Origin of the sequence: Sphingomonas phyllosphaerae, assembly GCF_036946485.1 — a bacterium.
Lineage (GTDB): Bacteria > Pseudomonadota > Alphaproteobacteria > Sphingomonadales > Sphingomonadaceae > Sphingomonas > Sphingomonas phyllosphaerae_E.
In genome coordinates, this window is record NZ_JAQIJA010000002.1 from 149,283 (window position 1) to 170,000 (window position 20,718).

Genomic DNA, 20,718 nt, shown 5'->3' on the forward strand with positions numbered 1-20,718 from the left:
GATGCGCCATCGTCTTCCGATCGCCCTGGTCCTGACCGCCCTTGCCGCCGCGCTCGGCACGCGTGGCGTGCTGGCGCAGATCGAGGGCGGTGACCGGGGCGTGGCGGCGGTCGATAGCTCGAACGATTTCGAGGTCGCCGGTATTCGCGTCGACGTGTCCGGCCCCAATGCCGATGCCGCACGGCTGGCAGGCTGGCGCGAGGCGCAGCGTAAGGCCTACACCTTGCTGTCGCAGCGGATGGGGGCAGGCGCGGGGACGCTGCCCGACGGCACGCTCGACTCGATCGTATCGAGCATCGTCGTCGAGAACGAGCAGATCGGCCCCAACCGCTATGTCGCGCGGTTGGGCGTGCTGTTCGACCGCGGCCGCACCGCAGGTCTGCTCGGCGTATCGGCCGCGGTGTCGCGGTCCTCGCCCTTCCTGGTGGTGCCGGTGCAATGGTCGACCGGCGTCGGCACCGTCTTCGAGCAGCGCACCTTGTGGCAGGAGGCGTGGGCGCGCTTCCGCACCGGCAGCAGCGCGATCGATTATGTCCGTCCGACCGGCACCGGGCCCGACTCGCTGTTGCTCGATGTCGGGCAGACGCAGCGCCCGGATCGTGGCTGGTGGCGCACGCTGATCGATCAATATGGCGCCAGCGACGTGTTGATGCCGACCGTTCGACTGTACCGACAGTGGCCCGGCGGTCCGGTAATCGGCGTTTTCGAGGCGCGCTATGGTCCCGACCATCGTGTTTTGCAGCGCTTCTCGCTCCGCGTCGGCACCACCGCAGGCGTGCCAGCGCTGCTCGATGAGGGGGTGAAGCGTCTGGACGGTGTCTACCAGCGCGCGCTGCGGGAGGGGTATCTCGGTCTTGATCCCGGGCTCAACCCGATCATGCCGGTCACCGAAACACCGCCCGAGGAAGTCGCCGACCTGCTCGCCGATGATCCGACGCTGGCTCCAGCGGCTCTGGCGGTGACGATTCAATACGATACGCCGGATGTCGGGGCGGTGACGGGCGCGGAATCGGCGTTGCGTAGCGTGCCCGGCGTGACCAGTGCCGCGACCACCAGCCTTGCGCTGGGCGGCGTTTCGTCGATGAACGTCAGCTACGCCGGCACCACCGAGGCCTTGCGCGCGGCGTTGGAGGCTCGTGGCTGGCAAGTCATTGGCAATGGCACCACCTTGCGGATCCGGCGCGCGACGCCGACGCCGAGCCCCAGCCCGCGAACGGGGGCGGCGACATGAACCAGATCGCGCTGCCGCTCGGCTGGCCGGCGGAGGAGCAGGGCGAGTTTCTGGTTGTCGAGTCGAACGCGCGCGCGGTGCGGATGCTCGAACATTGGGCGACGTGGCCGGTTCGCGCGGCCGTGCTCGCGGGACCACCGAAATCGGGACGATCGTTGCTGGGGCGGATTTTCGCCGCACGCTCCGGTGGATCAGTGATCGACGATGCCGACGGCGTTTCCGAAGAGGCGCTGTTCCATGCGTGGAACCGCGCGCAGGAAGAGCGGCGGCCGCTGCTGCTGATCGCCGCGGGGCTGCCGCCAGAGTGGCAGATCGCCTTGCCCGACCTCCGCTCGCGACTGGCGGCGAGCCCGGCAGCCGCGATCGGCGCGCCGGAGGACACGTTGATGGCGGCGCTGTTCGAGCGCGGCTTTGCCCGACGCCACCTCGACGCGCGCGCCGATCTGATCACATGGCTGACCGCGCGGACCGAGCGTAGTCACACCGCCGTCATGGACACGATCGATAGGCTCGATCGTGCCGCGCTGGCGGGGCGCCGCCGGCTGACGATTCCGTTGGCGCGCGAAACCCTCGACCTGGACAAAGCGGCAAGGAACCGGAGCGACTGCCCATCATGACACGGCCCGTGAGTATCGCGCGTAAGGATGCCGAAGCGGCGCTCGATCTGGATGATCCGTTCGTCGAGCGCGATGGCGATCGCTATTTCAATCGCGAGCAATCGTGGCTCGCATTCAACCGACGCGTGCTGGAAGAAGCGTGCAATTCCGCGCACCCGTTGCTGGAAAGGCTTCGCTTTCTCGCGATTTCCGGTGGAAACCTCGACGAGTTCTTCATGGTTCGCGTGGCGGGCCTCAAGGGGCAACAGCTTCAGGATGTCGAGGCGCGCTCGGCCGACGGGCTGACGCCGGGGCAACAGCTTGCCGCGATCGTCGAGCAGGCGGACGCGCTGATGGCCAGCCAGCAGGCGGTGTGGCGGGACATTCGCCGTGACATGGATGCGGCGGGCATCTCGGTGCTCGGCAGTCGCTCGCTCGATACGCTCGATGCCGAGCAGCGAACCTGGCTCGACACCTATTTTCAGGAGCAATTGTTCCCGGTCATCACGCCGCAGGCGCTCGATCCCGCGCATCCGTTTCCGTTCATGCCGAACAAGGGCATGGCGGTGATGTTCGATCTGGTGCGGCGCTCGGATGCGGAGCCGATCCGCGAACTGGTGATGTTGCCGGCTGCCATGCCGCGCTTCGTCCGCTTGCCGGGGAGCGATCGCGCTTCTTACGTGGCGGTAGAGTCGATCCTCAAGCGTTTCTCACATCTGCTTTTTCCCGGCTACGACGTGCTGGGAGCGGCCGAGTTTCGCGTCCTGCGCGACAGCGATATCGAGATCGAGGAAGAGGCGGAGGATCTGGTCCGCTACTTCGCCAACGCGATCAAGCGCCGCCGCCGCGGACGTGTGATCCGGCTCGAGCTGGAAACCGGGATGCCCGAGGGCCTTGCACAGGTGCTGCGCGAGGAACTGGGCGCGGGCGATACGATCGTGACCGAAACGGGCTCCTTCTTGGGGATCGGCGACCTGTCGCTGTTGGCGGACGAGGATCGACCAGACCTGAAGTTCGTGCCGTTCACGCCGCGTTTTCCTGAACGAATTCGCGAGTTTGGCGGCGATTGCTTCGCAGCCATCCGAAGCAAGGACATCATTGTCCATCACCCGTACGAGACGTTCGACGTCGTGCTGGCCTTCCTCAAGCAGGCGGCGAACGATCCGGACGTCGTCGCGATCAAGCAGACGCTCTATCGCGCGGGCAAACAATCGGCCGTCATCAGCGCGCTGATCGCCGCGGCCGAGGCGGGAAAGTCGGTGACGGCGGTCGTGGAATTGAAGGCGCGCTTCGATGAGGAGCAGAACCTGCAGTGGGCCAGTGCGCTGGAGCGTGCCGGCGTTCAGGTCGTCTATGGTTTCATCGACTGGAAGACCCACGCCAAGGTCGCGATGGTCGTGCGTCGCGAGAACGGCAAATTTCGCACCTACTGCCACTTCGGCACCGGGAATTACCATCCGATCACCGCGAAGATCTATACGGATCTCAGCTTCTTCACGGCCGATCCTCGGATCGGGCGCGATGCCGCGCGGATGTTCAACTACATCACCGGCTATGTCGAGCCGTCGGACCTGGAGACGGTGGTGCTCAGCCCGCGCTCGCTGCGCGACCGCCTGCTGTCGTGCATCGATGCCGAGATCGAGCATGTGCGGGCGGGCCGGTCGGGGTCGATCTGGGCGAAGATGAACTCGCTGGTCGATCCGATCATCATCGAAAAGCTCTACGAGGCGAGTTGCGCGGGGGTCGAGATCGATCTGGTCGTGCGTGGGATCTGCTGCCTGCGGCCGAAGGTGCCGGGCATGTCGGAAAATATCCGGGTAAAGTCGGTGGTCGGTCGCTTCCTCGAACACAGCCGGATCGCAGCGTTCGGCAATGGCGCGCCGCTGCCGAACGATGGCGCGGTGGTGTACATCTCGTCCGCGGACTGGATGCCCCGCAACTTCGATCGTCGCGTCGAGTATCTGCTGCCGCTGGAGAACGAGACGGTGCACGATCAGGTGCTGGATCAGGTGATGGTCGCCAATCTGATCGACAATGAGCAGAGCTGGGAGCTGGAGGCCGATGGCAGTTACGTCCGCGACACGCCGGGCGAGAAGCCGTTCAATCTCCATCGTTATTTCATGGTCAATCCGTCCTTGTCCGGGCGCGGCGCCGCTCTGGATGGAGACGAGGTGCCGGTGTTGTCGCTGAGGCGCAAGCGTTGAGGTGGCCGAAGCGCGTGGTCGACGCGCCGAATGTTGTTCCGGTCGAAGAGCCGCGGACCGCGATTATCGACATCGGTTCCAACTCGATCCGGCTGGTCGTCTATCAAGGACCGCCGCGGCTTCCGGCGATCCTGTTCAACGAAAAAGTGCTGGCGGGACTGGGGCGTAGCCTTGCCGAGAGCGGGGCGATCGACGAACAGGCGATGGCATTGGCGCACACCGCGTTGCATCGTTTCGCCGCGCTGGCGCGCGAAATGGACGTGGCGGTGCTGCGCACGGTGGCGACGGCGGCGGTGCGCGATGCGCGAAACGGGGCCGATCTGATCGCGGTGGCGAAGGCCGCGGGGCTCGATGTCGAGATCCTGCCCGGGGAAAAGGAAGCCGAGGCGGCGGGTTACGGCGTGCTTTCGGGCATTCCCAACGCCGATGGGATCGTCGGTGACCTGGGCGGGGGCAGTCTGGAGCTGGTGCGGGTGCGCCGCGGTGAATTGCTGCGGCGCGCATCGTTCCCGCTGGGGGTACTGCGGATCGCCGCTTTGCGCGAGAACGGGCGGCTCGATCGTCAGGTTCGCGCCCTTCTGGACGAAAGCGAGTGGCTCGGGAGCGGAAAGGGACTGCCTTTTTACCTGGTCGGTGGTTCGTGGCGGGCGCTGGCCCGGCTCGACATGGAGGCGACCCGCTATCCGCTGCCGGTGATCCACCAATATGCGATGTCGGGCGAGACGGTGGCGCGGCTTCGCCGGACGCTGGCGCATGTCGGCAAGGCCCGGCTGAAGGACGTTCCCGGATTGTCGTCGGGTCGCATCCCGACCCTATCGGACGCCGCGGCGCTGCTGGCGGCGATGCTGAAACACCTGCGGAGCAGCGGCACGATCGTCTCCGCCTACGGGCTGCGCGAGGGCCTGCTCTATGAGCGGCTGTCCGAGGCGGAGCGGGCGGCCGACCCGTTGATCGTGGCGACGCGCGACGAGGGCCGGCGGAGCGGGCGGTTCCCCGAACACGGCGATCTGCTCGACCGCTGGATCGCGCCGTTGTTCGGCGACGATGCCCCCGCAGATGCGCGGCTTCGGATCGCGGCATGTCACCTTGCCGATGTCGGTTGGCGCGCCAACCCGGATTTCCGTGCCGAGCGCGGGATGGACATCGCGCTGCACGGCAATTGGGTCGCGATCGACGCGCGCGGGCGGGCGATGGTGGCGCAGGCGCTGTGGACCGCATTGGGCGGCGCGACCAACAACCCCGAGCCGCTGGTGGCGCTCGCGGGTGAGGCAGGGCTGCGCCGCGCGGTGCAATGGGGACTGGCGATCCGGCTGGGCCAGCGGCTGAGCGGCGGCCTGGCCGCGCCGCTGACGCGGGCGGCGGTCAGCGCGGCAGGCGGGGTCTTGCGCCTCGAACCGGGCGACCCGGCGCTATATGGCGAGACGGTGCAGAAGCGGCACCGCGCGCTGGCGACGATGATGGGGATGCAGGCCGAATTGGCGTGACGCATGCGGAGAGAGGCGCTGGCATTTGATCTGCCGTTCTCCGGGTGATCGGAGCCAGGTGAGGCGGCCGCCGCGACTGCGTGCCATCTGCATCATTGATGTCTCTCACTTGGGCGCTGGCGTTCGCCACCAGAGCTCCCACGTCGCCCGGGTGTGCTTCGTGATTGCGAGGGGAGCGAAGCAATCCATGGTTTCCCAGGGGCGATCGACATTCATGGTTGCCTGCCCTCGCCCCTCGCAGAGGGGAGAGGGTTGCGCAGACTTAGGCTTTGCGCAGCAAAGTCTTAGTCGGGGCTGGGTGAGGGGTGGCGCTCGCGCAAGCGAGCGCGCGAGCCTTTGGCTCGCTCAACCCCTCACCCAAGCTGCGCTAGCCAGCAAGCTCCGCCATCCCTCTCCCCTGTCCAGGGGCGAGGGCAAGAGGACACCGTCATGAATGTCGATCTGCCCTGGTCCGCCCCTGGATTGCTTCGCTCCGCTCGCAATGACGGACTGGATCGAGGGCATCGCGCTTCACGGCGTCGTAATAGCGCTCCGGCTTCGCGGCTAAGGTGCTAAATCCGCAGCGAACATGACCGATCGCTCATGTTTCGGACAGGCAATCGCGAACGCGCGCCGGGCAGAAGCGCGATATGAGCGATCAGCCCTTCTCCGACGGCTTCGACCGCGCCGCCATCGATCGCGAACGATCGCGATCGGCGCTGGACGAACGGGTGTGCCGGCTGATCTGCCCGATCGCTGCGGCGATGGTCGGGGTCTGCCTGACCGGGATCGGGCTGTTGCACGTCGGGATCGCGTCGGGGCGGCGGGCGAGTTTCGCGGACGATCTGCTGGCCGTCGATGCGCTCATCTTCCTGATCGCGATGCTGGCTTCCTATCTGGCGGTGCGGACGCCGGCGGCGCGGCGGCGCGCGTGGCTCCACCGGCTGGAGCAGGTTGCCGATGCGACCTTCATCATCGCGATGCTGCTGCTCACCGCGGCGTGTTTCGTGATCACTTATGCCGTGAGTGCCTGACCATGCCGACGAACCGACGCAACTGGCCGGCGATCATGGCGGGTGTGGCGACCGGCTTGGCGCTGCTGGTGGCGGGGTTCGTCGGCTATCTCGGCTATTTCGACGGGCCGATCCTTCGCGACCAGCCCGCCACGGCACCGGCGACGATGCGCGGCACGCGGATCCTGTTCCTGTCGGGCGACATGGGGACCAACGCCGGCATGGGGCCGCGGCTGATCGCGGCGTTGAACCGGGACGGGCTACCCGTTCTGGCGTTCAATTCGCTGACCGCGTTCGGCACCCGGCGGACGCCCGACGAGGCTGCGGCGATCGTCGCAGCGGCGGTGGCGCGGGCGGAGCGGATGCCCGGAACCTCCCGCGTCGTGCTGGTCGGGCAGTCGTTCGGCGCCGACATGCTGCAATTCGGCGGGGCGCGGTTGCCGCGTTCCCTGCGGCCGCAGGTCCGGCAGGTGATCCTGCTGGTGCCCGGCAACACCTTGTTGTTCAAGGCAAGTCCCGGCGGGGTGCTGGACGGGAAGCCCGACGCACCGGCCGGCCCGAGTGCGCAGCGGCTCGACTGGACGCCAGTCACCTGCATCCAGGGAGCGGGGGAGACCGCCAGCCTGTGCCCGTTGCTCACCGGCGCCAACGTGCGGCGGGTCGCGCTGCCAGGTGGGCATTTCCTGAATTACGACGTGCCGCTGATCGCGCGGACGCTGCGCGCCGCCATCGCCAACGGTCGCTGAGCCGTCATCTTCATTACGGATAATTCAGCCGTCGTCGACGTGCCGGCAATCCACCGCGGCCTAGGGTCGGCGTATCACAGGGGATCAGATATGTTCGCTTCTCGCTTCGCCGCGGCTCTTGCCGCCTTGACGATGGCCGTGGCCATCCCCGCCGCGGCGCAACCGCAAGCCCCTGTGCCGAGCGCCACGATCTATGGCACGTGGATGAACCCCTATAAGAGCGTCGCGGTGCGCACGGGGCCGTGCGGCGAGCGGCTGTGCGGCTGGATCGTATGGGCGAACCAGGAGGCGCAGAATGACGCGCGCGAGGGGGGGACGCCGAAGCTGATCGGTACCGCGCTGCTGGAGAATTACCGCGCCGAAAAGCCGGGAAGCTGGTCGGGCACGGTCTTCGTTCCCGACATGAACCGGCGTTTCTATTCGATCATCCAGCAGGTCGGGCCGGACGAGATGAAGGTGAAGGGCTGCATCCTCGGCGGCCTGCTGTGCAAGTCGCAGCTATGGCATCGGATCGCGGACGTCCCCCATGCTTGAGGCGAAAGGGTGGCTGGCGCGGCATCGGACCGCGTTGTCGCTCGTGATGGTGCTGGTGCTGATCGGGCTCGGCTTCGCCGCGATGCAGCAACTGACGCGTGAACTGCATTTCTCGCATGTCCGCGCCGCGCTCCATGCGCTGTCGCCGTGGCAGATCGCGGCATCGCTGATCTTTACGGCGCTGAGCTATCTGACGCTGACCGGCTACGACGTGCTGGCGTTGCGGATCATCGGGCGGCCGCTGCCATGGCGCGTCGCGGCGCTGGCTTCGTTCACCAGCTACACGTTGAGCCACAATCTCGGGCTTTCGTTGCTGACCGGCGGCTCGGCGCGGTACCGCATCTATACCGCCGCCGGCCTCGACGGCCCCGATGTCGCGCGCGTGATCGGGATCGCCAGCGCGACTTTCTGGAGCGGCGTCGTGACGGTCGCGTCGATGGCGTTGCTCGCGCGGAGCGGCCCCATCGAACTGGCCGGGTTCACAATTCCCGCCGCGGTGTCGCACGGCATCGCCGCGACGGTGCTGGTGCTGATCGCAGCCGTCATCATGCTGTGCGGCAATGCGCGCGGACCGCTGCGACTGTGGCGACTGAGCGTGCCGCTGCCCAGCTTCGGACAGGCGCTGGCGCAGATCGGGCTGGCGGTGCTCGACACCAGCACCGCGGCGGCGGCGCTGTTCGTGCTGGTGCACGGCGCCGATCCGTCGCTGCTGCCCGCCTTCATCCTCGCTTATGCCTTGGGGATCGTCGCGGCGGTGCTGGCACACGTGCCGGGCGGGATCGGTGTGTTCGAGGCAGTGGTGCTGGCGGTGCTGCCGGGCGACCGCTCGGTCGCGTTCGCGGCGCTGATCGCCTATCGCGTCATCTATTATCTGCTGCCGCTCGCCGTGGCGGTCGCGATCCTGGCATGGCGCGAGGGGCTGCGGCGGCGGCATCTGCTCGACCATCCGCTGTCGTCGCGGCTGCTGCGCGACGGCCGCGCGGTGGCCAACGGAATCGCGCCACTCGCGCTGACCGCCGCGACCTTCATGGGCGGGGCGATGCTGCTGCTCTCGGGGTCGCTGCCGTCGCTCCATGCGCGGATGGGCGCGCTGGCGTCGATCGTGCCGCTGCCGTTCATCGAGGCGAGCCATATCGCAGCCAGTCTGGTCGGCACCGGGCTGCTGCTGCTGGCGCCGGGTCTGTATCGTCGGCTCGACGGGGCGTTCGTCGCGACGCGCGCGCTGTTGCTTGCCGGCGCGGCGTTTTCGCTGGCGAAGGGCATCGATTATGAAGAGGCGATCGCCTGCCTGACGCTGGCGGCGATGCTGCAATGGACGCGTGGCGCCTTCTATCGCCGGACCGCGCTGACGCAGATCCGCTGGTCGGCGGGGTGGCTGTCGGCGGTGCTGGTGGTGCTGGCGGCGGCGGTGTGGATCGGGCTGTTCGCCTATCGCCGCGTGCCCTACGACGACGATCTCTGGTGGCATTTCGCGCTCAAGGGCGACGCGCCGCGCTTCCTGCGCGCGACGCTGGCGGCGACGGTCGCGCTGCTGGTCGCGCTGGTGTGGCGATGGATGTCGCCGCCGGCAGCGCCCGAGCCGCGCGCCTTTGCGCCGGAAGCGCTCGCCCATGTGGTCGCGCTTGCCGACCGCACCGACGCGATGCTCGCGATGATCGACGACAAACGGCTGCTGTTCTCCGAGTCCGGCGACGCGATGCTGATGTATCAGGTGCGCGGCGCGAGCTGGATCGTGATGGGCGATCCGGTGGGGCTACGCGACGACTGGCCCGAATTGCTGTGGCGGATCCGCGACAAGGCCGATCAGGCGCAGGGGCGGCTGATGCTGTACCAGGTGACCGGGCCGGTGCTGGAGCTGGCGATCGGCATGGGGCTCCACGTCATCAAATATGGCGAGGAGGCGATCATCGACCTGCCCGGATTCACGCTCGATACGCCGCGGCTGCGCTCGGTGCGCAAGGCCGAGCGTGCGGCGGCGCGACGCGGGCTGACGTTTCGGATCGTGCCCGCCGCGGCGGTGCCGGTCGTGCTCGATGAACTGGAGGCGATCTCGACGGAATGGATGGCGAGCAAGGGCCATGCCGAGAAGAGTTTCAGCCTCGGCCATTTCAGCCGCGACTATCTGCAGCGTTTCGACGTCGCGCTGGTGATGGAGGGTGAGCGGATCGCGGCCTTCGCCAATCTGTGGCTGACCGAGAACCATGCCGAGGCGTCAGTCGATCTGATGCGGCACCGCGACGATGCGCCGCACGGCACGATGGACTTCCTGTTCGTCAACATCCTGCAATGGGCGAAGGATCGTGGCTATCAGCGATTTTCGCTGGGGATCGCGCCGCTCTCGGGGATTACGGGGCGGCGACTGGCACCGGCCTGGGCGCGCGCGGCATCGCTGGTGTTTCACCACGGCGAACGCTTCTACGGCTTTCGCGGCCTGCGCAGCTACAAGGAGAAGTTCGCTCCGCGCTGGGAGCCGCGCTACATCGCCGGGCCGAAGGGGATCGCGATGATCCGCACGCTTCGCGACCTGTCGCGCCTGATCGGACACACGCCCGCCGGGTCGTAAGCGACCGCGGCGAGCGCGCGTCGGACGGGTCAGCCCTTCGGCGCGGTCAGATGCGCGCTGAGGAACTTGTTCATCTCGAACATGCTGGCCGACTTCTTGCCGAAGATCTTCTCCAGCTTGTCGTCGGCGTTGATCTGGCGACGGTCCTTGGCGTCCTGCAGATCGTGCTTCTTGATATATTCCCACACCTTGCTGACGACCTCGCTGCGCGGCAGGTCGTTCTTGCCGACGATTTCGGCGAGATCGGCCGACGGGGTGACGGGAGCGGTGATGCCGCCGCGTGCGCCGCCCGCGGGCTTGCCGGTCGCCTTGACCTTCTTTTCCGCAGCCTTGGTCTCGTCCTTGCCGCGCTTCTCCGCAGACTTTGCCATGCTAAGCTCCCTTCCTGAACTGCTGTTGGATGGCGCAACACCCGGGTGCAGCGCAAGTTCATCCTGACGCCGTCTTATCAGGGCTTTTGCGCCCGTACACAAGGAAGGACGCGGCGGAAGGTCGCAGGCCCGGCTCCGGCGGGCGCGGGGCGGCCCGGATCGTCGGCGACGACGCTCATGGCGGCGTGAGTTCCGCCCAGATCGGCAGATGATCGGACGCGACGCGCGCGGCGGCGGACTGATGGACGCCGCACGCCGCGATCCGCAGTTCGGGCGAGACCATGATCCGGTCGAGTCGCGCGATCGGACGGCGGGCGTGGAAGCTGGGACCGGTATCGGCGAAGCGGAAGGTGGTGCCGAAGTCGCGCAGGCAGCCGGACGCCCTCGTCCATTCGTTCAGGTCGCCCATCATCACCGTCGGCATCGTGTGCGCGCTGGAGCCGACATGCGCGAGGATCGCCGCGGCCTGCCGCCGCCGCCACAGCCCCGACAGATCGAGGTGCATCCCGATGACGCGGACGGTGGCGCCGCCGATCGCGATCTCCGCCAGCACGGCACCGCGCGGCTCCAGCGCGGGCAGGTGCAATTGTTCGCAATCGAGGATGCGGGCGGCCTTGCGCACCAGGATCGCATTGCCGTGCCAACCCATGCTGGTCGCCCGCATCCCGAGCCCGACCGATTGCCAGTCGCTATGCTCCTCCAGCAGATGCGGGGTGAGGACCGCCGCGCGCTGACCGAAGCGACGGTCCGCCTCCTGAAGCGCGACGATGTCGGCGTCGACCTCGCGCAGCACTTGCAGGACGCGCTCCGGGCTGCGGCGGCGGTCGGTGCCGATCGCCTTGCGGATGTTGTAGCTGGCGACTTTCAGGATCATTGCCCTGCCGCAACGAGCGAGCCGCGCGCGGGTTGCAGCGCGGTCGAGCGCGCCGACGATAGCGGTGGACCCCGGCCATGGAATCCAGCAAATGCCTGGTGCCGATTCCATGCCGGACGAAACGTCCGCCAACGACAGGGAAACATAATGCTGGGAGCGACGGTGCGCGCATGGTGGGTGGCGATGGTCAATGCCGTCGCTTCGACTCTGCCGGACGACCCGTTCAGCTCGCGGTTGCGGGCTTACCTTTACCGGCTGATCTCCATGCGTTGCGGGAATGGACCGACCATCAAGGGCGGGTGCCGGATCAACGGCTATCGCCTGCGGATCGGAAGCCGGGTGTTCATCAACCGTAGCTGCTATTTCGACCTGAGTGCGCCGGTGGTGCTGGGCGACAATGTGGTCGTCGGGCACCACACGCTGTTCGTCACCGCCGACCATGAAGTCGGGGAGCCGGCGCGGCGTGCAGGGGCGGTCAAAGCGGCCCCGATCGTCGTGGAGGACGGCGCGTGGATTGGATGCCAGTGCGTCATCATGCCCGGCGTGACGATCGGACGCGGCAGCATCGTCGCTGCGGGCGCGCTGGTGCGGGAGAATGTGCCACCGAACGCAATGGTCGCGGGTGTGCCGGCGCGGGTGAAGACCCTCGACCTGGATGAGGCCGCGACGTCGAATTGAAGGTGGTGCCGGTTGCAGGGATCGAACCCGCGACCTTCGGTTTACAAAACCGCTGCTCTACCATCTGAGCTAAACCGGCCAGCCGTGACGGCGCCCTCCATGCGTCAGGTGACGCCGAAGGTCCAGCCCTCCGTCGCCGCAACGGCGGCGGACATGGCGGCGGGACGCCACAGGTCGTCGCGGCCGACATTGTCGCGGAGCCAGGCGGCGGTCATGATCGCGTCGGTGGCGTGGTCGGTGTAGGTGGAAAGGGGCGCGTGCGGGGCGCTGCCCAGCGCCGAGAGCGCGGCATCGAGCGCGCCGGCGTCGCGGATCTTGCTGAGCCCGCGGCGCAAACCGGTCGCGCGGGCGGCGATCGCGGTATAGATTTCGACGACCAATGCGCCTCGGGCGGGAACGGGATCGAAGGGCCAGATGGCTATCCGTCCCTCCAGATGATGCAGCAGGCGCATCCCGGCGAAGCTGGCCTTCGCCACCTGCGCGGCACCGATCGCGTCGTAGACGGTCGATGGCTTGGTGGTGCCGTTGCCGCGTTGCTCGCAGACGCGCCAGTGCAGGAAGTCCCGCTTCGTCCCGTCGGCAGCACCGAGATAGAAGTGCCGGCCGCGCCGCGCCTCCAGGAACGAGGCGGCGCCCAGATCCGCATCGGCGGCGTGCGCATCGACATAGGCCCATAATGCCCGGGCATCGGGCGTTTCGGTTTCGCCGGGCAGATGCGCGCCGCGCGCCACGAACGGGGCCGAGAAGCTGAAGTCGAAGCCCACCAGCAACGGCTCGTCGCGGCGTGCGAGCAGCCATTGCAGCACCGCGGCGCGCGACCATGCGCTGGCCCCGTCGGGCGGTGCGATGAGGACGGGGGCGTCGCGGCCGGCGTCGCAACAGGCGACGGCAATTCCCTTGTGACGAACGCCTTTTGCGCCGGACCAGTCGATCGCCGCAAAGTGCGTGAAGCGGTCAGGGACGGGGGCCATAGGCCGCCTGCGCCTTGCGCGTCGCGCGGTCCCACCACGCGCGGGCGATCACCGCCCGGACGCGCTCGGGATCGCGGCTGCCGTAGCGAACCAGCAAGCCCGGCCAGTTCGCATAATGCGGGGTTTGCCAGAAGGTATCGGGGTCGCTGTCGATCAGGACCGCCTTTTCGTCGTGCGTCGCGGTGACGTGGAAGCTGCCGGGTTCGTGCCCGGTCGAGCAGATCAGCTTGCCGCGCACCTTCATGGCGGGCTGCCCCCAGGACGTCGATGGCGCGACGTCGGGCAGCGTCATGGCGAACGCGGCGACATCGTCCCAGTCGTGGAAGGTCATGGGGCGGCGATCACGTCGGCGGCAAAGCGTGCGACGTCGAAGCGCGCGCTGCCGGGGTCTTCGCCGCGACGGACAATCACGAGGCGGTGCGAGGGAACGACCATGACATATTGCCCGCGATTGCCCTGCGCGGAATAACTGCCGGCGGGAAGCCCCTGTCCGGGACCGAACAGCCAGATCGATGCGCCATAGCCTTCGCTGCGATCGGGTTGCGGCCCCTTCGGCGTCGTCATGTAGCGCATCCAGCCGGCGGGGAGCAGCCGGCGGCCCTGCCACACGCCGTCCTGCAACCAGAACTGACCGAGCCGGGCGAGATCGCGCGCGGTGGTCCACATGTCGCTGGAGGCGATGTAATTGTCCTGCCATTCGCTTTGCGCGACGGTGTGGCGCATCCCGAGCGCGGTGAAGAGCCGTTGCGGCAGCGCGCGATAGCGGGCGTCGCCCAAGGACGCGCGGAGCGAACGCGCGGCCAGCATGATGTCGTTGTTGGCGTAGCGGAAGCGTTCGCCGGGGCGCGACGAGAGCGGCCAGGCGGTCGCCTGTTCGCCGACGGTCGTCCCGCCGAAATAGATCGCGTCGGTGCGGTTGCCGGCGGTGTCGCTATGCAGCCCGGACGACATCCGCAGCAATTGATCGAGCGTGATCCGGGCGCGCGGATCGACGCCGTAGGCGCTTTGCCATTCGCGGATGTTGGCGGGTCGGCGCGGATCGACGCCGCTCATGCCGACGAGCGTGCCGGTGATGCTCTTGGCGACCGACCAGGTGCGGTTGGCGACGAACGGGCCGAAGCCGTCACGATATCGCTCCGCCACGACGCGGCCGTCGCGGAGCACGACGACCCCGAGTGTGTCGGTGCCGTGGCCGTAGGTGCCGGCAAAGGCGCGCTCCACCACGCGTTCGAGCGCGGGGGAGGGGCGGGGGCCGATTCCCGCGTCGCCCTGCGGCCATGCGCGAGGATCGGCGCCGAGCGGCGGGGGCGGGGCGGTGCGCGTGGCGGGCAGCGGCGCCGCGCCGATCGGCGCGAGCGTGCAGCCGCGGCCGGCTTGCCAGCTCGCGTAGCGGGGCGGAAGTTGCCGGTCGAACGTCACAGAGACGATGCCGCGCCGGCGATCGACGCGCGCAGCGAGCGTCGGCACGATCTCTTCATATTCGGGATAGATGCCCTTCAGCTCGACCGCCTCGATCTGCCGCTCGCTGCGCCCGGCGTTGAAGATACCGCCGCACAGGAAGGCCGCCTTGTAGCCGGCCGCGACCGCACGGACCCAATTGGCGCGGTCATCGGCGCGCACCGACTGCGGCGATTGCGCAAGCGACGGGGCGGACAGGAGAATCAGGGCGGGGAGCAGAAGGACGCGACGCATGGCGGCGTTCATCCCATCCCCGTCGACCCGCGGCAATGCACGAGTTGGTGGTTCGTCACCCCACGCCGCCGCCGGGGTGACGGGCGCATCATTGCGCCGGGGCGGCGACGCGGCCGGTCCGCTCCAGCTTGCCCCAGCCGACCACCATTCCGCGCACCGCCGAGGAGATCGCGCGGATCACGACGCCGTACATGATCTGACGATATACCAGCCGCTGCGCGATCAGCAGGAACGCCGGATAACGCTCCTTGCGACCATCGAGGCGATAGGCGACCCAGCCGCACAGCACCTCAACGGTGGTAAAGACCAGCCAGTACAGCCCCATCTTGCTGATGTCGCCGCTGGTCTGCGCCCAGCCGTGCTGATGGACGCGCAAGGCGGTGCCGACGATCGACAGGATCAGCGTGAGGTCGATCAGCGGCGAGATCGCGGCGAACAGGATCTGGAACAGCCACGCCTGCGGCAGTCCGACCAGCGCCAGCCCCGATGGCTTGCGGCGGCGCAGGATCGAGCGGTGCTTCCACAGGCATTGCAGCGTGCCGAACGCCCAGCGATAGCGCTGCTTGGCGAGCGCGCGGAACGTCTCGGGCGCCTCGGTCCACGCAACCGCGCGCGGATCGTAGGTGACCCGCCAGCCGGCGCGCTGGATCGCGATCGTCAGATCCTGATCCTCGGCCAGCGTATCCTCCGGGTAGCCGCCGACCGCGTCGAGCGCGGCGCGCCGCCATGCCCCGACCGCGCCGGGGACGACCGTCATCGCATCGAACGCGGCGAGCGCGCGGCGTTCGAGGTTCTGCGCGGTGATATATTCGATCGCCTGCCAGCGGGTGACGAGGTTCACGCGGTTGCCGACGCGCGCGTCGCCCGCCACCGCGCCGATCCGGGGATCGGCGAACCAGCGGACGAGGCGGGTGATCGTCTCCGCCTCGAACTGCGTGTCGGCGTCCAGCGCGATCACGACCTCGCCGGTCGCCTGGAGCAGCGCGCGGTTGAGCGCCGCCGCCTTGCCGCCGTTCTGCAGCGTGAGCAGCGTCACGCGCGGATCGTCCGCGAAGGCGGCCGCCACCGCCGCGCTGGTGCCGTCGCGCGAGCCGTCGTCGGCGACGATCACCTGAAGGTCGGGATAGTCGCTGGACAGGACGCGCGCGACCGAACTGGCGATCACCCGCTCCTCGTTATAGGCCGGGATGATGACCGAGACGGTCGGGTAATAGACGGGCGGCTCGGCGCGACGACGACGGCTCTGTATCCATGCGAGCACCGCCATCAGCACCGCACGCGCCATACCGAGCCCGATCGCGAGATACGACAGCCAGCCGATCGCGGCGACGATCGCCGCCAGCACCACGAACATCGCGACGTCGGTCCGCACCGCGAGCAGATCGCGCCCGACGACCTTTGGCATCGCCTGCCCCTGATCGAGTCCGGCGAGCTGCGAGACGGTGACGAAGCGATAGCCTTCGCCCTTCAGCGTGGCGATGATGCGGGGCAGCGCGGCCACCGTCTCCGAGCGGTCGCCGCCGCCATCGTGGAGCAGGACGATGTTCCCCGAATTGGTGGGGGTGGCGTTATGGACCTGATCGAGCACCTGCTCGACGACCGCGTCGGTGCCGGGGCGCGCCCAATCGTCGGGATCGACGTGCAGGCCGGTGACGGTATAGCCGAGGTTCTGCGCGATCAGCGCCGGGCCGAGTTCGTCGGTCGTGGTCGGCTCGGCGTCGCCGAAATAGGGCGCGCGGAACAGCGTCATGCGCCGGCCGGTATAGGCCTCCACCAGCCGCTGCGTGGTGTTGATCTCCAGCCGTGCCTGCCGGTCGGAGACGGCGGCGAGGTTGGGGTGGCTGTAGGTATGGTTGCCGATCTCGCCACCGTCCGCGATGATGCGGTTGAGGAGGCCGGGCTCCTCCAGCGCGTTCTGGCCGATGACGAAGAAGGTGCCGGGGACGCCCGCCTGCTCCAGCTCCTTCAGGATCTTCGGTGTCCAGGTCGGGTCGGGGCCGTCGTCGAAGGTGAGCGCGAGCAGCTTGGGGTTCTGCGCGCCGGTGCGACGGACGACGAACGGCGTCGGCAGCGCCGCATAGTGTTCGTCGGTGATGATGCCATTGCGGGCATGGGTCACCTGCCGCACGCCGGGGGTCGGCGTGGCGGTGATGCGCAGGATCTCGCCGCTGCCCTCGACATCGGCATTGAGAAGCGCGCGCGGCGCCGACAGGTCCGGGGTGCCGCCGGTGCGCCATGCGGTGAGGTCCGCCCAGAACCCCGGGTCCTCGCTGCCCAGCCGCCACAGCGCGACGTCGTCGATGCCGAGATGCTTGAGCGCGACCAGCTCGTTCCAGCTGGTGGCGGCGTCGAGCATCCAGATCGTGTGGCGTTGTCCGTCCTCGTCGTAGGCAAAGCCGGCGTTGCCCGAGGTGCGATCGAAGGTGACCGGCGCCTGGCTGTCGTGCGCGGCCAACCACGCATCCTCGATCGACAGCGCATCGGTGTCGTCGCCGTGCCAGTCATAGCCGTAGCTGCCGAGCGCGACGACCAGCTTGTCGCGGCCGACGGTGCGGATCGCCTGCGCGACCTGATCCACGAACCACGACTGGCCGGCGATCGGGCCGGGGGTGCCCCCCTCCCAATGCTGGTCATAGGCCATGAAGATCAGCCGGTCCGATACGCGCGCCAGCGCGGCGAGCGGCCAGGCATCGTCCTCGGCCGGCACCGTGACCGCCAGTTGCGCGCCTTTCGGCATCGCGGCGCGCACCGTGCGCAAGAAGCGCTGATAATCGCCCATCGACTGCGCGGGCAGCGTTTCGAAATCCATGACCAGCCCGGCGCGGTGCGTCATCGTGACATAGCGGCCAAGCTTGCGCGCGAAATCGGCAGAGGCGCGCGGGTCATGCAGCAATGCGGCGGCGCCGGCGCCGTCCCAGTCGCTGTCGCCGAAATTCTGCACCATCGGCAGCACCTTGGGCGCATGCTTCATCGCGGCGATCATGCGATCGAACGCGGGATCGGGCTCGAGCTGCACCTTATGCGAAGGCCCGAACACGCTGATCGTGGCCGGCACCACCCAGTCGAGGCTGGCGCTATGCCGACGCAGCGACGCGATGCTGGCGTCGTCGCCGGGAACGTAGAAGCCGATCGACAGCGGCGAATGCGGGTCGGCGGCGGCGGGACGGTGCGGCAGCCAGCTTGCGATGCCGCCGCCCAGCGACTTTTCGATCCGCAGCGCGGCGGCACGCGGCTGCGGCAGCGGGAGCGCCAGATCGCGACCACGCGGCACGCGGATCAGGGTGAGCGCGAAAATCGCGGAGCTGATCACGATCACCACCAGCAATGCCGCGAGCACGCGCTTCGACAGGCGGCTGCGTCGACCGGTCGGATCGAAGAAGATGGGTTGTGCCATGGCTCAGCGACCTACCCGGCTCGCCGCGACGACGGTCATCACGATCACGAATCAACTCCCGACGGGCAGGACGCCCGAACATCGCGGCTATAGGCGGCAATCGATGGAGATAGCGTGATGACGAGATTACGTTTCGGTCATCCGCGATCATGACCGATCGGTCATAAATGGCTCATCTTGCGTCGAGTAGCGGCGCGTTAGGCAGTGAACTCGGAGGTTCATGCCATGTCGACCATGCCGCCACGGCCACAACACGCGCGCGACGCTTTCCCGATCGGTGCCGATCCCGACGTGCGCGCGATCGGGTTGCTCGCGCTGGTCGTGATTCTGGCGGCGCTGATCGGCGGGCTGGCGTGGTCGCGCACGCTGAGCCTGGGGCGCGGGAACGCGCGCGGCAGCGAGCGGATCGGCGCGACGCTCGCACCGCTGGGCGGGCAGGCGGTGGTGGTCGACAGCATCCGAGCCAGCGGCGCGGCACGGCGCGGCGGCCTGCTGGTCGGCGACGTGATCGAGGCCGTCGACGGCCGGCCGATCCCCAGTGTCGAGGCAGCGGATCACGCTTTCCTCGCCCGCACCCTCGACATTCGTGTCCGCCGCGGCAAGAGAGAACTCGACGTGCATCTGGATGCAGGCGGGGGAGACGGGCGTGGCGAACAAGGTCCTGTTGATCGAGGATGACGATGCCACCGCCGATTTCGTTGCCCGCGGACTGACCGAAGAAGGCTTCGTCGTCGATCGCGCCGCCAATGGCCGCGACGGATTGTTCCACGCCACCGACGGCAGCTACGATTGCATCGTGCTCGACCGGATGTTGCCCGGGATCGACGGCATGGGTGTGCTGGGTGCGGTGCGCGCCGCCGGGATCGAGACACCCGTAATCGTGCTGTCGGCACTGGGCGCGGCGGACGATCGCATTCATGGCTTGACCAACGGTGCGGACGATTACCTGACCAAGCCGTTCGCGTTCGTGGAGTTGCTGGCGCGAATCCGGCTGCTGATCCGGCGCGGCGGTGCGGCCAAGGCGGTGGAGACGGTGCTGCGTTGCGGCGATCTGGAGATGGACCTGCTGGCGCGGCGCACGAAGCGCGCGGGCAAGCCGATCGACCTTCAACCGCGCGAGTTCCGCCTGCTCGAATTCATGCTGCGCCACGTCGATCAGGTCGTGACGCGCACGATGTTGCTCGAGGGCGTGTGGGACTACCATTTCGACCCCCGGCACCAACGTGATCGACGTCCACCTCAGCCGCCTGCGCAAGAAGGTTGATGAGGGGTTCGACCGCCCCTTGCTGCATACCGTCCGCGGGGCAGGGTATCGTCTCGGGCTCGATCCCTAGGTGTTGCGCTCCGCCACCTTCCGGTTCGCGGCGCTGGTCTTCCTGTTGCAGCTGGTCAGCGCCGCCGCGCTGATCGTGACGATCGGCACGGCGGTGCGGCGGCAGTTGCAGACCGATGCGCAGCGAACGGTCGCGGTGCTGCGCGACGATTTGCGCGCCAGCTATGCGGCGGGCGGCGCGGCCGGGGTGCGGCGCGAGGTGGCGCTGCGCACGCGCGGGCTGGTGACGCCGGGTACCGTGCTGCTGCTGATCGGCCGCGACGGCACCTGGCTGGGCGGCAATCTCGATGCGTGGCCGCCGAGCGTGGTGCGCGACGGCCATGCGACCGAGGTGACCCTGTACCGCTCCGGGCTCAACACCGCCGAGCCGATGCATGTCGAGGCGGTGCGGTTGCCGGGGGGCGAGCGGTTGCTGGTCGGGACGATCGTCGCCGGCGAGGCGCGCGCGATGCGGATGCTGGAGCAGGTGAGTGGCGTCGCATTGCCGCTGGCGCTGATCTTCGCGGCGCTGGCGGCGTGGATCGCGGCGCGGACGATCGTCGCGCGGCTGGAAGAACCGCTGGCGGCGCTGAATGCGGTAGCGGCGGGGGATCTGGCCGCGCGGGTGCCGGCGGACGGATCGCGCGATGCACTGGCGACATTGGGCGTGGCGATCAACGGAGCGCTGGAGCGTGTCGAGACGCTGATGGGCGAGCTGCGCATGGCCACCGACGGGCTCGCGCACGACCTGAAATCGCCGCTGACCCGGATGCGGGTCGTGCTGGAACGGGCGGCGGCGCAGGTACGCGAGCCGGCGGCGGTCGAGTCGCTTGATCGCGCGCTGGCGGAGGCCGATCGCCTGTTCGCGCTGGTGCAGACCGCACTCAGCATCACCCGTGCCGAAGCCGGGATCGGTCGCGAGCATTTCGTCACCATCGATCTCGCCGCCGAGCTGGAAGGACTAGCGGAAATGTATGCGCCGCTTGCAGAGGATCAGGGACGAACGCTGTCGGTCGAAAGCGCTGGATCGTGCGTCGCGCCGGTGCACCGTGAATTGTTGGCGCAGGCGCTCGGGA

The 20,718-nt window shown here is 68.3% G+C and carries 17 protein-coding genes, 1 tRNA gene and 1 pseudogene (1 of these 19 cut by a window edge); 12 read left to right on the top strand and 7 right to left on the bottom strand.

Features of this window, described 5'->3' with window-relative positions; all coding sequences use genetic code 11:
• Position 1: 1 nt before the first annotated feature.
• From PGN16_RS06180 to mprF, 8 genes are all read left to right on the top strand, one after another.
• Entirely contained in the window at positions 2-1,231 is a 1,230-nt protein-coding gene (locus PGN16_RS06180) for a heavy-metal-associated domain-containing protein (RefSeq protein WP_335308540.1), read from the top strand.
• Entirely contained in the window at positions 1,228-1,848 is a 621-nt protein-coding gene (locus PGN16_RS06185) for an HdaA/DnaA family protein (RefSeq protein ID WP_335308541.1), read from the top strand. Before PGN16_RS06180 ends, PGN16_RS06185 begins: the two co-directional genes overlap by 4 nt.
• A complete protein-coding gene (locus PGN16_RS06190) occupies positions 1,845-4,031 on the top strand; it encodes an RNA degradosome polyphosphate kinase (protein WP_335308542.1) in 2,187 nt (728 codons plus the stop codon). Before PGN16_RS06185 ends, PGN16_RS06190 begins: the two co-directional genes overlap by 4 nt.
• Complete coding sequence (locus tag PGN16_RS06195; RefSeq protein ID WP_335308543.1) at positions 4,028-5,515, top strand: Ppx/GppA family phosphatase; 1,488 nt, start codon at positions 4,028-4,030, stop codon at positions 5,513-5,515. The genes PGN16_RS06190 and PGN16_RS06195 overlap by 4 nt, the downstream gene beginning before the upstream one ends.
• A gap of 629 nt (positions 5,516-6,144) precedes the next feature.
• Complete coding sequence (locus tag PGN16_RS06200; RefSeq protein ID WP_335308544.1) at positions 6,145-6,528, top strand: hypothetical protein; 384 nt, start codon at positions 6,145-6,147, stop codon at positions 6,526-6,528.
• A gap of 2 nt (positions 6,529-6,530) precedes the next feature.
• Entirely contained in the window at positions 6,531-7,253 is a 723-nt protein-coding gene (locus PGN16_RS06205; protein ID WP_335308545.1) for an AcvB/VirJ family lysyl-phosphatidylglycerol hydrolase, read from the top strand.
• A gap of 132 nt (positions 7,254-7,385) precedes the next feature.
• Positions 7,386-7,787: a DUF2147 domain-containing protein gene (locus PGN16_RS06210; protein ID WP_335308546.1), complete on the top strand. Its 402-nt coding sequence runs from the start codon at positions 7,386-7,388 to the stop codon at positions 7,785-7,787.
• Complete coding sequence (gene mprF, locus PGN16_RS06215) at positions 7,780-10,350, top strand: bifunctional lysylphosphatidylglycerol flippase/synthetase MprF (RefSeq protein ID WP_335308547.1); 2,571 nt, start codon at positions 7,780-7,782, stop codon at positions 10,348-10,350. Before PGN16_RS06210 ends, mprF begins: the two co-directional genes overlap by 8 nt.
• A 29-nt stretch (positions 10,351-10,379) precedes the next feature.
• On the opposite strand, the gene PGN16_RS06220 is transcribed toward mprF, so the two are convergent.
• Both PGN16_RS06220 and PGN16_RS06225 read right to left on the bottom strand, forming a co-directional pair.
• On the bottom strand, positions 10,380-10,721 hold the full coding sequence (locus PGN16_RS06220; RefSeq protein ID WP_028965720.1) for an SWIB/MDM2 domain-containing protein: 342 nt from the start codon (positions 10,719-10,721) through the stop codon (positions 10,380-10,382).
• A 175-nt stretch (positions 10,722-10,896) separates the two neighbouring features.
• The gene (locus PGN16_RS06225; RefSeq protein ID WP_335308548.1) at positions 10,897-11,595 is read right to left on the bottom strand and encodes an endonuclease/exonuclease/phosphatase family protein; all 699 of its coding nucleotides are present in this window, start codon (positions 11,593-11,595) and stop codon (positions 10,897-10,899) included.
• Positions 11,596-11,778: 183 nt separating this feature from the next.
• Here PGN16_RS06225 and PGN16_RS06230 point away from each other — a divergent pair, with 183 nt between their 5' ends.
• On the top strand, positions 11,779-12,273 hold the full coding sequence (locus tag PGN16_RS06230; protein WP_335308549.1) for an acyltransferase: 495 nt from the start codon (positions 11,779-11,781) through the stop codon (positions 12,271-12,273).
• 3 nt (positions 12,274-12,276) lie between these two features.
• Here PGN16_RS06230 and PGN16_RS06235 read toward each other — a convergent pair.
• The 5 genes from PGN16_RS06235 to PGN16_RS06255 form a co-directional block, all read right to left on the bottom strand.
• A tRNA-Thr gene (locus PGN16_RS06235) sits at positions 12,277-12,352 on the bottom strand.
• 25 nt (positions 12,353-12,377) lie between these two features.
• Positions 12,378-13,244 (bottom strand): hypothetical protein, encoded by an 867-nt coding sequence (locus PGN16_RS06240; protein WP_335308550.1) that lies wholly within the window; start codon positions 13,242-13,244, stop codon positions 12,378-12,380.
• On the bottom strand, positions 13,228-13,575 hold the full coding sequence (locus PGN16_RS06245) for an MmcQ/YjbR family DNA-binding protein (protein ID WP_335308551.1): 348 nt from the start codon (positions 13,573-13,575) through the stop codon (positions 13,228-13,230). Before PGN16_RS06245 ends, PGN16_RS06240 begins: the two co-directional genes overlap by 17 nt.
• Positions 13,572-14,936 (bottom strand): serine hydrolase domain-containing protein, encoded by a 1,365-nt coding sequence (locus PGN16_RS06250; protein ID WP_335308552.1) that lies wholly within the window; start codon positions 14,934-14,936, stop codon positions 13,572-13,574. The genes PGN16_RS06245 and PGN16_RS06250 overlap by 4 nt, the downstream gene beginning before the upstream one ends.
• Positions 14,937-15,024: 88 nt before the next feature.
• The gene (locus tag PGN16_RS06255) at positions 15,025-18,330 is read right to left on the bottom strand and encodes a glycosyltransferase (RefSeq protein WP_335308553.1); all 3,306 of its coding nucleotides are present in this window, start codon (positions 18,328-18,330) and stop codon (positions 15,025-15,027) included.
• Positions 18,331-18,555: 225 nt separating this feature from the next.
• On the opposite strand from PGN16_RS06255, the gene PGN16_RS06260 reads away from it, so the two are divergent.
• From PGN16_RS06260 to PGN16_RS06270, 3 genes and pseudogenes are all read left to right on the top strand, one after another.
• Positions 18,556-19,008, top strand: coding sequence for a PDZ domain-containing protein (locus PGN16_RS06260; RefSeq protein ID WP_335308554.1), 453 nt, complete (start codon positions 18,556-18,558; stop codon positions 19,006-19,008).
• Positions 18,977-19,664: pseudogene (locus tag PGN16_RS06265) on the top strand (winged helix-turn-helix domain-containing protein). The gene PGN16_RS06260 and the pseudogene PGN16_RS06265 overlap by 32 nt, the downstream one beginning before the upstream one ends.
• Positions 19,665-20,718: the 5' portion of a sensor histidine kinase gene (locus PGN16_RS06270; protein WP_335308555.1), read on the top strand. 314 nt of this gene lie beyond the right edge of the window; the window shows 1,054 of its 1,368 coding nt (coding positions 1-1,054); its start codon is at positions 19,665-19,667; its stop codon lies off the right edge, out of view.

Bases quoted from the DNA above. Each gene is read 5' to 3' on its own strand.
- PGN16_RS06260 (WP_335308554.1), top strand. From the start codon at position 18,556: ATGTCGACCATGCCGCCACGGCCACAACACGCGCGCGACGCTTTCCCG.
- PGN16_RS06185 (WP_335308541.1), top strand. From the start codon at position 1,228: ATGAACCAGATCGCGCTGCCGCTCGGCTGGCCGGCGGAGGAGCAGGGC.
- PGN16_RS06225 (WP_335308548.1), bottom strand. From the start codon at position 11,595: ATGATCCTGAAAGTCGCCAGCTACAACATCCGCAAGGCGATCGGCACC.
- PGN16_RS06240 (WP_335308550.1), bottom strand. From the start codon at position 13,244: ATGGCCCCCGTCCCTGACCGCTTCACGCACTTTGCGGCGATCGACTGG.
- PGN16_RS06210 (WP_335308546.1), top strand. From the start codon at position 7,386: ATGGCCGTGGCCATCCCCGCCGCGGCGCAACCGCAAGCCCCTGTGCCG.
- mprF (WP_335308547.1), top strand. From the start codon at position 7,780: ATGCTTGAGGCGAAAGGGTGGCTGGCGCGGCATCGGACCGCGTTGTCG.
- PGN16_RS06245 (WP_335308551.1), bottom strand. From the start codon at position 13,575: ATGACCTTCCACGACTGGGACGATGTCGCCGCGTTCGCCATGACGCTG.
- PGN16_RS06205 (WP_335308545.1), top strand. From the start codon at position 6,531: ATGCCGACGAACCGACGCAACTGGCCGGCGATCATGGCGGGTGTGGCG.
- PGN16_RS06190 (WP_335308542.1), top strand. From the start codon at position 1,845: ATGACACGGCCCGTGAGTATCGCGCGTAAGGATGCCGAAGCGGCGCTC.
- PGN16_RS06250 (WP_335308552.1), bottom strand. From the start codon at position 14,936: ATGCGTCGCGTCCTTCTGCTCCCCGCCCTGATTCTCCTGTCCGCCCCG.
- PGN16_RS06220 (WP_028965720.1), bottom strand. From the start codon at position 10,721: ATGGCAAAGTCTGCGGAGAAGCGCGGCAAGGACGAGACCAAGGCTGCG.
- PGN16_RS06180 (WP_335308540.1), top strand. From the start codon at position 2: ATGCGCCATCGTCTTCCGATCGCCCTGGTCCTGACCGCCCTTGCCGCC.
- PGN16_RS06255 (WP_335308553.1), bottom strand. From the start codon at position 18,330: ATGGCACAACCCATCTTCTTCGATCCGACCGGTCGACGCAGCCGCCTG.
- PGN16_RS06230 (WP_335308549.1), top strand. From the start codon at position 11,779: ATGGTCAATGCCGTCGCTTCGACTCTGCCGGACGACCCGTTCAGCTCG.
- PGN16_RS06200 (WP_335308544.1), top strand. From the start codon at position 6,145: ATGAGCGATCAGCCCTTCTCCGACGGCTTCGACCGCGCCGCCATCGAT.